A 12,307-nucleotide genomic window follows, 5' to 3' on the forward strand; every position below is an offset into this window, starting at 1 on the left:
CGGTGAGGGGGCTCTGAAGGAGTGCTTACTTGTCGTCGTCCTCGGTCTCGCCGGCCTTGGCGAAGCCCGCGGCCTCGGCGTCCGCCTCGGTCTTGAACCAGACCTCGGCGACCGTCTGGTCGTACCACGGCGACTCGGTGGTGTGGTACTTCATCGAGTTCTCGTTGCCCTTGATGGTGAAGCCCTCGGGCGCGGAGCCGTCCTCGAGCGGCGCGGCGGAGTTGTCGAACTTGCCCGCCACGACGTCCTGGACCTTCTCCTCCTTCGGCTCTTCAGCCTTCGGAGCGGCGGCCTTCTTCGCCGGGGCCTTCTTGGCGGCGGTCTTCTTCGCCTTCGGCGAGTCCGACAGCGCCTCGACCAGCTCGATCTTCACCATCGGGGCGTTGTCGCCCTTGCGCGGGCCGAGCTTGGTGATCCGGGTGTAGCCACCCGGACGGTCGGCGTACCGCTCGCCGATCTCGGTGAAGAGCACGTGCACGACGCTCTTGTCCTTGATCCGCTTCATCACCTGGCGGCGCGCGTTGAGGTCACCACGCTTCGCCTTGGTGATCATCTGCTCCGCCAGCGGCTGCAGGCGCTTGGCCTTGGCCGCGGTGGTGGTGATGGCGCCGTGCTCGAACAGCGACGTCGCGAGGTTGCTGAGGATCAGCTTCTCGTGCGCCGGGCTGCCGCCCAGCCGGGCACCCTTGGTGGGGGTTGGCATCTCGTAACTCCAGGAATCTAAGGCCCGTCGGGCCGAAGGGATGTAGGGCCCGACGGGCCTTGGTCAGCTCAGTACTGCTCGGTCTCGGCGAAGCTCTCGTCCTCGTCGTCCGCCTCGTTGCCGTAGGCACCGGACGCGGCGCGCAGGTCGAACCCGGGCGGGGAGTCCTTCAGCGACAGGCCCATCTCGGCCAGCTTCAGCTTGACCTCGTCGATCGACTTGGAGCCGAAGTTCCGGATGTCCAGCAGGTCCTGCTCGCTGCGCGAGATCAGCTCACCCACGGTGTGGATGCCCTCGCGCTTCAGGCAGTTGTACGACCGGACGGTCAGCTGCAGGTCCTCGACCGGCAGCGCCAGGTCGGCGGCCATCTGCTCGTCGACCGGCGACGGGCCGATGTCGATGCCCTCGGCCTCGACGTTCAGCTCGCGGGCCAGGCCGAACAGCTCGACCAGGGTCTTACCGGCCGACGCGACGGCGTCGCGGGGCAGCATCGACGGCTTGGTCTCGACGTCGACCACGAGGCGGTCGAAGTCGGTGCGCTGCTCGACACGGGTCGCCTCGACCTTGTAGGTGACCTTGAGGACCGGCGAGTAGATCGAGTCGACCGGCATCCGGCCGATCTCGGCGTCGGCGGACTTGTTCTGTACGGCGGACACGTAGCCGCGGCCCCGCTCGACGACCAGCTCCATCTCGAGCCGGCCCTTCTCGTTCAGGGTGGCGATCTTCAGGTCCGGGTTGTGCACCTCGACACCGGCCGGCGGCGCGATGTCGGCGGCGGTGACGTCACCGGGGCCCTGCTTGCGCAGGTACATGGTGACCGGCTCGTCGTGCTCGGAGGAGACGACCAGGTCCTTCAGGTTCAGGATCAGCTGGGTGGCGTCTTCCTTGACCCCGGCAACGGTGGAGAACTCGTGCAGGACACCGTCGATCTTGATGCTGGTGACGGCGGCCCCCGGGATGGAGGACAGCAGGGTCCGGCGGATCGAGTTGCCGAGGGTGTAACCGAAGCCCGGCTCCAGCGGCTCGATCATGAACCGCGAGCGGTACTCGTCGACGACCTCTTCGGTCAGGGTGGGGCGCTGTGCGATAAGCACTTCTGTCTTCTTTCTGTTCCGCGACGACCACTATTTGAGGTCGCGAAGGAAGAACGCACCGATCCGGCCGGCGGCCCGGAGGCCGCCGGCCGGAACCGGGTCAGTTCTTCGAGTAGAGCTCGACGATCAGGTGCTCGGCGACCTGGGTGTCGATCTGCTGCCGGGTGGGCAGCTGGTGGACGAGGATCCGCAGACGCTCCGGCATCACCTCGAGCCAAGCCGGTACGACGCGCTCGCTGTGCGTCTCCCGGGCGATGATGAACGGCGTCGTCTCGACCGACTTCGCCTTGACATCGATGATGTCGTGGGCGGAGACGCGGTACGACGGGATGTTCACCTTGATGCCGTTCACGGTGAAGTGACCGTGCACGACGAGCTGACGGGCCTGCCGACGCGTCCGGGCCAGGCCGGAGCGGTAGACCACGTTGTCCAGGCGGGACTCGAGGATCTGCAGCAGGTTGTCACCGGTCTTGCCGGAGCGCCGCGAGGCCTCCTCGTAGTACCGGCGGAACTGCTTCTCGAGAACGCCGTACGAGTAACGCGCCTTCTGCTTCTCGCGCAGCTGGAGCAGGTACTCGCTCTCCTTCGGGCGGCCGCGGCCGTGCATACCCGGCGGGTACGGACGACGCTCGAACGCCTTGTCGCCACCGACGAGGTCGACCCCGAGACGGCGCGACTTCTTGGTCATAGGTCCGGTGTAACGGGCCATGGTTCGCTACCTTCCTCTCTCTGGGATCAGACCCGGCGCCGCTTCGGCGGGCGGCATCCGTTGTGGGCGACTGGGGTGACGTCCTGGATGGTGCCGACCTCGAGGCCGACCGCACCCAGCGAACGGATCGCGGTCTCACGGCCGGAGCCGGGACCCTTGACGAACACGTCGATCTTGCGCATGCCGTGCTCCATCGCCCGGCGCCCGGCGGCCTCGGCGGCCATCTGCGCGGCGAACGGGGTCGACTTGCGCGAACCCTTGAAGCCGACGGTGCCCGCGGAAGCCCACGAGATGACCGCGCCGGTCGGGTCGGTGATCGTCACGATCGTGTTGTTGAACGTGCTCTTGATGTGGGCGTGGCCCGCGGCCACGTTCTTCTTCTCCTTGCGGCGCACCTTCTTCGCGCCGGCCGCGCTGCGGCTCTTGGGAGGCATTCAGTTGCTCCTGGGGTGGTCGAAAGTCATCCGGGTCACTTCTTCTTCTTGCCGGCGATCGCCTTACGGCGGCCCTTGCGGCTACGGGCGTTGGTCCGCGTGCGCTGACCGCGCACCGGAAGCCCGCTGCGGTGCCGGCGACCCTGGTACGACCCGATCTCGATCTTGCGGCGGATGTCCGCGGTCACCTCGCGACGGAGGTCACCCTCGATCTTGTAGTTGCCTTCGATCCAGTCCCGGAGCTTGACCAGCTCGTCGTCGCCCAGCTCGTGGACGCGCTTGTCCGGGGAGACCCCGGTGTTCTTCAGCGTTTCCAGGGCCCGAGTACGGCCCACGCCGAAGATGTAGGTCAGAGCGACCTCGATGCGCTTGTCGCGCGGCAGGTCGACTCCTACGAGGCGTGCCATGTGGCGGTGTTCCTTTCGTCAGCAGAGGTGTGGTGGCGCGCTGCGTCCTTGCCCGCCTCGGTGATTCGTTCTGCTTCACCGGCAAGGCCCTGGCCTCTGTTCCAGGGGCAACGTCCGGGACTGATCCCGGACGAGCATGCGCGCTGTGGTGCGAAAGTGCCGTGTTCCTGCGTGAAGGCTTTGTCAGCCCTGCCGCTGCTTGTGCCGCGGGTTCTCGCAGATCACCATGACCCGGCCGTGACGGCGGATCACCTTGCACTTGTCGCAGATCTTCTTGACGCTCGGATTGACCTTCATCGAGCTACTTTCTTCGACAGGTGTTGGTGGGTCTTACTTGTACCGATAGACGATGCGACCCCGGGTGAGGTCGTACGGCGACAGCTCCACGACGACCCGGTCCTCGGGGAGGATCCGGATGTAGTGCTGCCTCATCTTGCCGCTGATGTGCGCGAGCACCTTGTGCCCGTTGGACAGCTCAACACGGAACATCGCGTTCGGCAGGGCCTCGACGATGGTGCCCTCGAGTTCGATGACTCCCTCTTTTTTGGGCATGTCCTCGCACTTCTGTAGACGTGACTGGCTATGGCCACAAAGTAGCCAAGGAATGAGTGTACGCCACGCACCCAGGCGAAACCCAATCGAGACCGGTCAGCGCACGCGTGAGGCCTCGAGCTCGGTCAGATGATCCGATCCCCAGGTGTCCAAGGGTATCAGCGCTTCGTTGAGTGACCGCCCGAGTTCAGTCAGTGAATACTCCACCTTGGGCGGCACCTGGTGGAACACCTCCCGATGCACGATGTCCCGAGACTCCAGCTCGCGCAACTGCTGGATCAGCATCTTCTCGGTGACCCCGGTGATCTCCCGCCGCAGCTCCCCGAACCGCATCGGCCCGTGGTGCAGCGCCCACAGGATCCGCGGCTTCCACTTCCCGCCGATCACGTCGGCGGAGGCATCCAGACCACAGGTGTAGGCGCGCATACTTACCTTTCCGTCAGTACCTGACTATTTAGTGGGTACTTGTCCATCCTAAAGCTTCAGCACCAGGGTGGACGGCATGAAGACACCTGTCACCGTCCTGGGGCTCGGGGCGATGGGGACCGCTCTCGCCCGGGCCTTCCTGGCCGCCGGCCATCCGACCACCGTCTGGAACCGCACGCCGGGCCGCTCCCCCGAACTCGACACCGAACTCGGCGCCATCCGCGCCGCCACCGCGGCCGAGGCGATCGCGGCCAGTCCGCTCGTCGTCGTCTGCCTGCTCGTCGACGACACCGTCCGGAGCACGCTCGACGGCATCGACCTCACCGGCACGACGATCGTCAATCTCACCAACAGCACGCCCGGCCAGGCGCGGGCCACCGCGGAGCGAGTCGCGACCGCGGGAGCGCAGTACGTCGACGGCGGCATCATGGCCGTCCCCGCGATGATCGGCGGCCCCGCGGCCTTCATCTTCTACAGCGGCGTACCGGAAGCCTTCGAGCAGCACCGCGCCGACCTGTCCGTGCTGGCACGTCCTGAGTACGTCGGCGCCGATCCGGGGCTCGCCGCGCTCTACGACATCGCGTTGCTGAGCGCGATGTACGGGATGTTCGGCGGCGCCCAGCACGCGCTGGCGCTGATCGGCACCGAGAACGTCCCGGCCGAACCGTTCACCGAACGCTTCCTGCTCCCGTGGCTGACCGCGATGCTCGGCTCCCTGCCCCGCATCGCCAAGGATCTCGACAACGGTCCGTCCGACACCGCCGGCTCGAACCTCGAGATGCAGGCGGCCGCCTTCGACAACCTGACCGACGCATCCAGAGCCCAAGGCGTCGACCCGATGCTGCTGGAGCCGATGGGCGGGTTGCTGCGCAAGGCCGTTGCCGCTGGGCACGGCGATGCGGACCTCGCAGCGCTCATCGGCCTGCTCAGGATTCCTGCTGTGTAGCGGCCCACTGTTCGCCCGCGCGCCAGATCTGTTCGGGCATCAGGTCCAGTAGGTCGCAGGCCGCGTCCAGTTGCGCGAGGGCGGTGGTCACGTCGCGGTACGCCGGGAGGATCGCGACGAACCGCCTGCCCTCGCAGCTGAATCCGAACGCCGGTACGTCGGCCAGCGTCTCGACGGCCCGCGGATGCAGGACCGCCATCGCGTGGTCCTCGCGGCCGTTGAACAAGCGGTACTGCGCCGGCAGTCCGTCGATCCTCAACGGCAACGGCAGGTAGCTCGCTGCCGCGACCGGTGCCAGCCCCGAAGGCAGCACCTGCAGCGGCGGGAGGGGCCGATCCACGTGCAGATCAAGGAAGTCGAAGCCGAGTTCACGTCGCCGTACCTTGTGCCGGAACCGCCCGGTCCAGAACTCCCGGCCGCGATGGCTGCCGGACGTCACGTCGACGACCTCGGCGTTCGAGTCCGCGTCGAACGGTGGGAACGGCCAACGATCCAGCAGTTCCGTCCCGGACGCGCTGATCCGCCAGCCGAGCTGCCCGGCGGCATCGGCCCAGGCCCGTCGCCGCCGGCCGTCACGGATGCGCAGCACTACCGTGAAGGCGATCAGCACCACGAACCAGGCCAGCACCATCCAGCCCACCCACCGCGGCTCCAGCAGCAGCCCGGCGATCGCCAGCGGTACGGCGACGGCGAACCAGATCACGTAGACGATCGCGGCCCCTTGGTGCAGCTGCCACGCCCAATCCGGCCGTAGCCGTGGGCCGACGACGCGGCGACTGACCTGGGCCGCGGTCAACGGCGTCTGCCCAGGCCGCCGAGGGCGATGATCGCCCACGGGATCAGCAGCCAGACCGGCCAGAAGTGCGGCCAGTGCCCGCCGTTGCCGAGCCCGATCACGAACCAGATCACCACGTTGATCATGACGACGCCGGTGAAGCCGCCGATCGCTCCGCCGCGGCCGTGATGCGGGTGGTTGTCCTTCTTCCGCTCCGGGAAGTTCCCCGGCGCGGGCGCCGGCTTGCTGTCCTGCACCACCTTGGGCGTCTCGTACGTACGCATGGCCGGCAGGTCGCGCACCAGCGGCTCGAGCTCGCCGTACGTCTGCACGGTGTAGAGCTGGTCGAGCCGGGACGAGAACTCGGGCTGGTCCAGCCGGCCGTCAGCGAACGCATCCCGCAACCGCCCGACGATCTTGTCCCGGTCGGCTTCGGTGAAACGCTGGTGCGGCTGGTACTGAGGCATGTCACAAGTGTGCCTCAGCCCCGGTCCCCTCCGCGTCCCCCAACGGGTGGACCCGGAGGGTCCGTCAGTCGGCCAGGGCGCCGAACTTGATGCCCAGGTCGGCGAGGTGGGATTCGCCGCCGTCGAGCGCGGTCAGCACCCATGGCCCGGCTGGTGTCAGCGTGAAGGTGTGCTCGGTGTGGGCGGCGTACCGGCCGTCGTCCGTGACGACCGTCCAGTCGTCCTCGAGCGTGTGGTTGTCCTGCTTGCCGAGCGTGAGCATCGGCTCGACGGCCAGGGCCATGCCCTCGACCAGCTTCGGCCCGCGACCGGGACGGCCGAAGTTCGGCACGTTCGGCGGCTGGTGCATCGCCGAACCGATCCCGTGCCCGACGAAGTCCTCGACGATCCCGTACGACGAGTTCGCGCGGACGTGCGCCTCGACCGCGGCCGAGATGTCCGACAGCCGCGCGCCGAGCCGCGCTGCGGCGAACCCGCGCCACATCGACTCCTCGCAGATCCGGGCGAGCTCCAGCAGTTCCGCGTCCACCTCACCGACCGGCACGGTGATCGCGGCGTCGCCGTGCCAACCGTCCACGATCGCACCGCAGTCGATCGAGATCAGATCGCCGTCGGCCAGCACCCGGTCACCCGGAATGCCGTGCACGATCTCGTCGTTCACCGACGCGCAGATCGAGCCGGTGAACCCGTGGTACCCCTTGAACGACGGTGTCGCGCCGGAGGACCGGATGTTGTCCTCCGCGATCGCGTCCAGCTCGCCGGTGGTGATGCCGGCCCGGACCGCCCCGCGGAGCAGCTCCAGCGTGCGGCCGACCACCAGGCCGGCCTTACGCATGGAGAGGATCTGCTCGCGGGTCTTGATCTCGATACCGCGATCCCTGAACATCATCGGGCTAGTCGGTCACCGTCTTGAGGGCGGCGAGCACCCGCTCGCTCACTTCGTCGATCTCGCCGACGCCGTCGACCTCGACCAGCAGGCCGCGCTCGGCGTACACCTGCAGCAGCGGCTTGGTCTCGGCCGCGTAGACGTCCTGCCGGTGCCGGACGACTTCTTCGGAATCGTCCGTCCGGCCCTCGATGTGCGCCCGCTTCGTCATCCGCTCGACGAGTACGTCGATGTCGGCGACCAGCGCGACCACGGCATCCAGCTTGTGACCGTGGTCGGCCAGGATCTCGTCCAGCGTGCCGACCTGGGCCAACGTCCGCGGGTACCCGTCGAGCAGGAAGCCCTCGCCCGCGTCGGCCTCGGACAGCCGGTCGCGCACCATCGCGTTCGTGACCTCGTCCGGGACGTAGTCGCCGGCGTCCATGTACCGCTTGGCCTCGAGACCCAGCGGCGTCTCGGCCTTCACGTTCGCACGGAAGATGTCGCCGGTGGACACGGCCGGGATCTTCAGGCGTTCCGCAAGCACCTTTGCCTGCGTGCCCTTGCCCGCCCCGGGCGGACCCATCAGCAACATTCTCATCAGCGCAGGAACCCTTCGTAGTTTCGCTGCTGCAGCTGACTCTCGATCTGCTTCACCGTGTCGAGTCCGACGCCGACCATGATCAGGATCGACGTACCGCCGAACGGGAAGTTCTGGCTCGCGTTCAGCAGGACGAGAGCGACCAGCGGGATCATCGAGATCGCCGCGAGGTAGATCGCGCCGGGCAGCGTGATGCGGTCCAACACGTACTTCAGGTATTCCTCGGTCGGCCGACCCGCCCGGATGCCCGGGATGAAGCCGCCGTACTTCTTCATGTTGTCGGCGACCTCCTTCGGGTTGAAGGTGATCGAGACGTAGAAGTACGTGAAGAAGATGATCAGAGCGACGTACGTCGCCATGTAGATCGGGTGGTCGCCCTTGACCAAGTTGCCCTGAATCCAGTTGGACCAGCCCTTGCCCTGCTGGAACTGACTGACCAGAACGGGGAGATACAGCAGGCTGGAGGCGAAGATGACCGGGATGACGCCGGCCTGGTTGACCTTCAGCGGGATGTACGTCGAGGTGCCGCCGAACATCTTGCGGCCCACCATGCGCTTGGCGTACTGCACCGGGATCCGGCGCTGGGCCTGCTCGATGAAGATGACCGCGGCCATGATGACCAGACCGATCGCGATCACCACGACGAACGTGGTGACGCCCTTCTGCTTGCGGATGCTCCACAGCTGGGTCGGGAAGGTGGCGACGATCTGGGTGAAGATCAGGATCGACATACCGTTACCGACGCCACGGTCGGTGATCAGCTCGCCGAGCCACATGATCACGCCGGTGCCGGCGGTCATGGTCAGCACCATCACCATGATGGTGAACCAGTCGTCCTTGTACAGCAGCGGCTCGCTGCAGCCCTGGAACAGCCGTCCCGGCGTCCGGGCCAGCGCGACGAACGCGGTGGACTGCAGGATCGCCAGACCGACGGTCAGGAACCGGGTGTACTGCGTGATCTTGCCCTGGCCCGCCTGGCCTTCCTTCTTCAGCGATTCCAGCCGCGGGATCACCACGGTGAGCAGCTGCAAGATGATGCTGGCGGTGATGTACGGCATGATGCCGAGCGCGAAGATCGCGAGCTGCAGCAGTGCGCCGCCGGAGAACAGGTTGATCAAGTTGTACAGGTTGGCGTTCTGACCGCCCTGCGAGATCTTGATACACGTGTGCAGCGACTGCACGTTCACACCGGGAGCCGGAACGACGGAGCCGATCCGGAAGATCACGACGATGAAGAGCACGAACAAGATCTTCCGGCGCAGGTCCGGAGTCTTGAACGCGTTGGCAAAGGCGCCTAACACCCTGTCCTCCCACAAGTTTCCCTACCGCGGGCACGGCAGGGGCCTAGCTAAGCCGCTGGGCAAGAGACGAACCAGGGCCCGTCCGACCGGCGCAGGATATCAAGCACCGGGCGTTACGAGCCCTGGACCTCGTGTCACACCTCGGTCGTGGTTCCCCCAGCCGCCTGGATCTTGTCCGTGGCGGACTTGGAGAACTTGTTTGCCGAGACCTGCAGTGCCACGGTCAGTTCGCCGTCACCCAGTACCTTGACCGGCTGACCGCTACGAACCGCGCCCTTGGCGACCAGGTCGGCAATGCCGACCTCGCCACCTTCGGGGAACAGTTGTCCGAGCTTGTCCAGGTTAACGACCTGGAACTCCACCCGGTTCCTGCTCTTGAAGCCCTTCAGCTTCGGGAGCCGCATGTGCAGCGGCATCTGGCCACCCTCGAACCACTCGGGGATGTTGTTACGCGCCTTGCTGCCCTTGGTACCGCGGCCGGCGGTCTTGCCCTTGCTGCCCTCACCACGACCCACGCGGGTCTTGGCGGTCTTGGCGCCGGGCGCCGGACGCAGGTGATGAACCTTGAGCGCCATGTCAGTCGACCTCCTCGACGGTGATGAGGTGGCGAACCGCACGCACCATGCCGCGAACCTCGGGCTTGTCCTCGTGGACGGCGCTGTCGCCGATCCGCTTGACGCCCAGGGTGCGCAGCGTGTCGCGCTGGTTCTGCTTGCCACCGATGCCCGAACGGGTCTGGGTCACCTTCAAGCGTGCCATCAGGAAGCCGCCTCCGCCCGCGCCTTCAGCAGCGCCGCCGGAGCGACGTCCTCGACCGGCAGGCCACGGCGCGCGGCCACGGCCTCCGGGGTCTCCAGGCTGCGCAACGCCTCAACGGTGGCGTGCACCACGTTGATGGAGTTGGACGAGCCCAGCGACTTGCTGAGGATGTCGTGGATCCCGGCGCACTCCAGTACGGCGCGCGCCGAGCCACCCGCGATCACACCGGTACCGGGAGCGGCCGGACGCAGCATGACAACGCCTGCGGCCTTCTCGCCCTGGACCGGGTGCGGGATGGTGCCCTGGATCCGCGGCACCTTGAAGAATGCCTTCTTGGCCTCCTCGACACCCTTGGCGATCGCCGCGGGCACCTCCTTGGCCTTCCCGTAACCCACACCGACGGTGCCATCGCCGTCGCCGACGACCACGAGGGCGGTGAAGCTGAAGCGACGACCACCCTTCACGACCTTGGCGACACGGTTGATGGCTACCACACGCTCGATGTAGGCGGTCTTGTCCGCCTGCTGACCGCGACCACCGTCGCGGCCACGGCGCTCACCACCGGCGCCGCCTCCGCGACGCTGCTGGCCTCCGCTCATTTCGAACTACCTTCTTCCCTTGTCGCCATCAGAAGCCGAGCCCGCCCTCGCGGGCGGCGTCGGCCAGGGCCGCGATGCGGCCGTGGTACTTGTTTCCGGCCCGGTCGAAGACGACCGAGTCGATGCCGGCGGCCTTGGCCCGGTCGGCGATCAGGCCGCCGACGGTCTTGGCCTTGTCGGTCTTGTTCGCCTCCGCGCCGCGCAGGTCGGCTTCCATGGTGGAAGCCGAGACCAGCGTCTTGCCGGCGACGTCGTCGATGACCTGCGCGAACAGGTGCTTCGACGACTTCGAGACCACCAGGCGCGGCCGGTCGGCCGTGCCGTTGATCTTCTTCCGGACCCGGATCTGCCGACGCAGCCGGGAAGCCGTCTTCTTGGCGGAGTGCTTGTGCGGACGCAGTCCGATCGCCATGGTTACTTACCAGCCTTTCCGACCTTGCGGCGCACCTGCTCGCCCGCGTACCGCACACCCTTGCCCTTGTACGGCTCGGGCTTGCGCAGCTTGCGGATGTTGGCGGCGACCTCACCGACGGACTGCTTGTCGATGCCGATGACCGAGAAGCGGGTCGGGGCCTCCACGTTGAAGGTGATGCCGTCGGGGGCATCGACCGTGATCGTGTGGCTGTACCCGAGCGAGAACTCCAGCTGGGTCGGTCCCTTGGACAGGACGCGGTACCCGACGCCGACGATCTCGAGCTTCTTCTCGTAGCCGTCCGTCACGCCGGTCACCAGGTTGGCGATCAGGGTGCGGGACAGGCCGTGCAGTTCCTTGCTCTTGCGCTGGTCGTCGGGGCGGGTCACGGCAATCGCGCCGTCCTCGTCCCGGTCGACCGCGATGGGCTCAGCGACGACGTGCGACAGCTGACCCTTGGGACCCTTGACAGTGACCGTCTGGCCGTCGATCGTGACGTCGACGCCGGACGGGACCGTGACCGGGAGCTTACCGATGCGAGACATTTCTGTGGTCCTCCTTCCGGTTCTTCGTCACCAGACGTAGGCGAGGACTTCCCCGCCAACGCCCTTGTTCTTGGCCTGACGGTCGGTCAGCAGTCCCTGGGACGTCGAGATGATCGCGACGCCCAGGCCACCGAGGACCTTGGGCAGGCTGGTCGACTTCGCGTAGACCCGCAGGCCCGGCTTGCTGATCCGGCGGACGCCCGCGATGGAGCGCTCCCGGCTCGGGCCGAACTTCAGGTCAACGGTCAGAGTCTTGCCGACGGCCCCTTCCTTGGGGTCCTCGACCTGGTAGGAGGCGATGTAGCCCTCCTGCTGGAGGATGTCGGCGATGCCCTGCTTGATCTTGCTGTACGGCATCGTGGTCGACTCGTGGTACGCCTGATTGGCGTTCCGCAGACGCGTCAACATGTCTGCGATCGGGTCGGTCATCGTCATGGCCTGGGGCCTCTTTCCCGCCGTGGTTTCGCCGTTCGGCGACCTACGGTGACTAGATGGTTAATAGGGAGAAGTTCGGGGGTGGAGACGGTCACCAGCTGGACTTGGTCACGCCGGGCAGCTCGCCCCGGTGCGCCATCTCCCGCAGGCAGATCCGGCACAGGCCGAACTTGCGGAAGACCGCCTTCGGCCGGCCGCAGCGCTGGCAGCGCGTGTAGCCACGCACCGCGAACTTCGGCTTCCGGGCCTGCTTGACCTTGAGTGCTGTCTTCGCCAC

At 66.9% G+C, this 12,307-nt stretch carries 21 protein-coding genes; 1 reads left to right on the plus strand and 20 read right to left on the minus strand.

The features are described from left to right. Positions 1–25: 25 nt before the first annotated feature. The 8 genes from rplQ to ACLJOO_RS05680 form a co-directional block, all read right to left on the minus strand. Positions 26–703: a 50S ribosomal protein L17 gene (gene rplQ / locus ACLJOO_RS05645; protein ID WP_410785749.1), complete on the minus strand. Its 678-nt coding sequence runs from the start codon at positions 701–703 to the stop codon at positions 26–28. A gap of 68 nt (positions 704–771) precedes the next feature. Further along, the gene (locus ACLJOO_RS05650) at positions 772–1,797 is read right to left on the minus strand and encodes a DNA-directed RNA polymerase subunit alpha (RefSeq protein WP_410785750.1); all 1,026 of its coding nucleotides are present in this window, start codon (positions 1,795–1,797) and stop codon (positions 772–774) included. 100 nt (positions 1,798–1,897) lie between these two features. Then, a complete protein-coding gene (rpsD, locus tag ACLJOO_RS05655; RefSeq protein WP_410785751.1) occupies positions 1,898–2,506 on the minus strand; it encodes a 30S ribosomal protein S4 in 609 nt (202 codons plus the stop codon). Positions 2,507–2,532: 26 nt separating this feature from the next. Beyond that, entirely contained in the window at positions 2,533–2,940 is a 408-nt protein-coding gene (rpsK, locus tag ACLJOO_RS05660) for a 30S ribosomal protein S11 (protein ID WP_130384622.1), read from the minus strand. 35 nt (positions 2,941–2,975) lie between these two features. After that, a complete protein-coding gene (gene rpsM, locus ACLJOO_RS05665; protein WP_133789395.1) occupies positions 2,976–3,347 on the minus strand; it encodes a 30S ribosomal protein S13 in 372 nt (123 codons plus the stop codon). Between the two features lie 183 nt (positions 3,348–3,530). Then, a complete protein-coding gene (gene rpmJ, locus ACLJOO_RS05670; RefSeq protein ID WP_008361054.1) occupies positions 3,531–3,644 on the minus strand; it encodes a 50S ribosomal protein L36 in 114 nt (37 codons plus the stop codon). 33 nt (positions 3,645–3,677) lie between these two features. Further along, positions 3,678–3,899, minus strand: a complete 222-nt coding sequence (infA, locus tag ACLJOO_RS05675) for a translation initiation factor IF-1 (protein WP_012923661.1) — start codon at positions 3,897–3,899, stop codon at positions 3,678–3,680. Between the two features lie 96 nt (positions 3,900–3,995). Then, positions 3,996–4,325 carry a winged helix-turn-helix transcriptional regulator gene (locus ACLJOO_RS05680; protein ID WP_410785752.1) on the minus strand — a complete coding sequence of 110 codons (330 nt, stop codon included), beginning with the start codon at positions 4,323–4,325 and terminating at the stop codon, positions 3,996–3,998. 76 nt (positions 4,326–4,401) lie between these two features. On the opposite strand from ACLJOO_RS05680, the gene ACLJOO_RS05685 reads away from it, so the two are divergent. Beyond that, the gene (locus ACLJOO_RS05685) at positions 4,402–5,271 is read left to right on the plus strand and encodes an NAD(P)-dependent oxidoreductase (protein WP_410785753.1); all 870 of its coding nucleotides are present in this window, start codon (positions 4,402–4,404) and stop codon (positions 5,269–5,271) included. Here the strand turns inward: ACLJOO_RS05685 and ACLJOO_RS05690 are convergent. The 12 genes from ACLJOO_RS05690 to ACLJOO_RS05745 form a co-directional block, all read right to left on the minus strand. Further along, entirely contained in the window at positions 5,252–6,067 is an 816-nt protein-coding gene (locus ACLJOO_RS05690; protein WP_410785754.1) for a hypothetical protein, read from the minus strand. The genes ACLJOO_RS05685 and ACLJOO_RS05690 overlap by 20 nt on opposite strands. Continuing rightward, complete coding sequence (locus ACLJOO_RS05695; RefSeq protein WP_410785755.1) at positions 6,064–6,513, minus strand: DUF1707 domain-containing protein; 450 nt, start codon at positions 6,511–6,513, stop codon at positions 6,064–6,066. Before ACLJOO_RS05695 ends, ACLJOO_RS05690 begins: the two co-directional genes overlap by 4 nt. A 64-nt stretch (positions 6,514–6,577) precedes the next feature. Further along, positions 6,578–7,402, minus strand: coding sequence for a type I methionyl aminopeptidase (map, locus tag ACLJOO_RS05700; RefSeq protein WP_410785756.1), 825 nt, complete (start codon positions 7,400–7,402; stop codon positions 6,578–6,580). A 4-nt stretch (positions 7,403–7,406) separates the two neighbouring features. Further along, on the minus strand, positions 7,407–7,979 hold the full coding sequence (locus ACLJOO_RS05705; RefSeq protein WP_410785757.1) for an adenylate kinase: 573 nt from the start codon (positions 7,977–7,979) through the stop codon (positions 7,407–7,409). Further along, the gene (gene secY / locus ACLJOO_RS05710) at positions 7,979–9,280 is read right to left on the minus strand and encodes a preprotein translocase subunit SecY (protein WP_134008569.1); all 1,302 of its coding nucleotides are present in this window, start codon (positions 9,278–9,280) and stop codon (positions 7,979–7,981) included. The genes ACLJOO_RS05705 and secY overlap by 1 nt, the downstream gene beginning before the upstream one ends. 134 nt (positions 9,281–9,414) lie before the next feature. Further along, positions 9,415–9,855: a 50S ribosomal protein L15 gene (gene rplO / locus ACLJOO_RS05715; RefSeq protein WP_410785758.1), complete on the minus strand. Its 441-nt coding sequence runs from the start codon at positions 9,853–9,855 to the stop codon at positions 9,415–9,417. A gap of 1 nt (position 9,856) precedes the next feature. Beyond that, the gene (gene rpmD / locus ACLJOO_RS05720) at positions 9,857–10,039 is read right to left on the minus strand and encodes a 50S ribosomal protein L30 (RefSeq protein WP_130384629.1); all 183 of its coding nucleotides are present in this window, start codon (positions 10,037–10,039) and stop codon (positions 9,857–9,859) included. Then, entirely contained in the window at positions 10,039–10,638 is a 600-nt protein-coding gene (rpsE, locus tag ACLJOO_RS05725; RefSeq protein WP_133789403.1) for a 30S ribosomal protein S5, read from the minus strand. Before rpsE ends, rpmD begins: the two co-directional genes overlap by 1 nt. 28 nt (positions 10,639–10,666) lie before the next feature. Continuing rightward, positions 10,667–11,050, minus strand: a complete 384-nt coding sequence (rplR, locus tag ACLJOO_RS05730; protein WP_130384631.1) for a 50S ribosomal protein L18 — start codon at positions 11,048–11,050, stop codon at positions 10,667–10,669. Positions 11,051–11,052: 2 nt separating this feature from the next. Further along, a complete protein-coding gene (gene rplF / locus ACLJOO_RS05735; RefSeq protein ID WP_410785759.1) occupies positions 11,053–11,595 on the minus strand; it encodes a 50S ribosomal protein L6 in 543 nt (180 codons plus the stop codon). 27 nt (positions 11,596–11,622) lie between these two features. Beyond that, entirely contained in the window at positions 11,623–12,030 is a 408-nt protein-coding gene (rpsH, locus tag ACLJOO_RS05740; RefSeq protein WP_130384633.1) for a 30S ribosomal protein S8, read from the minus strand. 91 nt (positions 12,031–12,121) lie between these two features. Beyond that, positions 12,122–12,307 carry a type Z 30S ribosomal protein S14 gene (locus tag ACLJOO_RS05745; RefSeq protein ID WP_012923674.1) on the minus strand — a complete coding sequence of 62 codons (186 nt, stop codon included), beginning with the start codon at positions 12,305–12,307 and terminating at the stop codon, positions 12,122–12,124.

Origin of the sequence: Kribbella sp. C-35, from assembly GCF_046549195.1 — a bacterium.
GTDB lineage: Bacteria > Actinomycetota > Actinomycetes > Propionibacteriales > Kribbellaceae > Kribbella.

Bases quoted from the DNA above. Each gene is read 5' to 3' on its own strand.
- ACLJOO_RS05685 (WP_410785753.1), top strand. From the start codon at position 4,402: ATGAAGACACCTGTCACCGTCCTGGGGCTCGGGGCGATGGGGACCGCT.
- ACLJOO_RS05680 (WP_410785752.1), bottom strand. From the start codon at position 4,325: ATGCGCGCCTACACCTGTGGTCTGGATGCCTCCGCCGACGTGATCGGC.
- rpmJ (WP_008361054.1), bottom strand. From the start codon at position 3,644: ATGAAGGTCAATCCGAGCGTCAAGAAGATCTGCGACAAGTGCAAGGTG.
- rpsK (WP_130384622.1), bottom strand. From the start codon at position 2,940: ATGCCTCCCAAGAGCCGCAGCGCGGCCGGCGCGAAGAAGGTGCGCCGC.
- rplO (WP_410785758.1), bottom strand. From the start codon at position 9,855: ATGGCGCTCAAGGTTCATCACCTGCGTCCGGCGCCCGGCGCCAAGACC.
- rplR (WP_130384631.1), bottom strand. From the start codon at position 11,050: ATGGCGATCGGACTGCGTCCGCACAAGCACTCCGCCAAGAAGACGGCT.
- rpsM (WP_133789395.1), bottom strand. From the start codon at position 3,347: ATGGCACGCCTCGTAGGAGTCGACCTGCCGCGCGACAAGCGCATCGAG.
- ACLJOO_RS05695 (WP_410785755.1), bottom strand. From the start codon at position 6,513: ATGCCTCAGTACCAGCCGCACCAGCGTTTCACCGAAGCCGACCGGGAC.
- map (WP_410785756.1), bottom strand. From the start codon at position 7,402: ATGATGTTCAGGGATCGCGGTATCGAGATCAAGACCCGCGAGCAGATC.
- infA (WP_012923661.1), bottom strand. From the start codon at position 3,899: ATGCCCAAAAAAGAGGGAGTCATCGAACTCGAGGGCACCATCGTCGAG.
- rpsH (WP_130384633.1), bottom strand. From the start codon at position 12,030: ATGACGATGACCGACCCGATCGCAGACATGTTGACGCGTCTGCGGAAC.
- rplQ (WP_410785749.1), bottom strand. From the start codon at position 703: ATGCCAACCCCCACCAAGGGTGCCCGGCTGGGCGGCAGCCCGGCGCAC.
- ACLJOO_RS05705 (WP_410785757.1), bottom strand. From the start codon at position 7,979: ATGAGAATGTTGCTGATGGGTCCGCCCGGGGCGGGCAAGGGCACGCAG.
- rpsD (WP_410785751.1), bottom strand. From the start codon at position 2,506: ATGGCCCGTTACACCGGACCTATGACCAAGAAGTCGCGCCGTCTCGGG.
- rplF (WP_410785759.1), bottom strand. From the start codon at position 11,595: ATGTCTCGCATCGGTAAGCTCCCGGTCACGGTCCCGTCCGGCGTCGAC.
- rpmD (WP_130384629.1), bottom strand. From the start codon at position 10,039: ATGGCACGCTTGAAGGTGACCCAGACCCGTTCGGGCATCGGTGGCAAG.
- rpsE (WP_133789403.1), bottom strand. From the start codon at position 10,638: ATGAGCGGAGGCCAGCAGCGTCGCGGAGGCGGCGCCGGTGGTGAGCGC.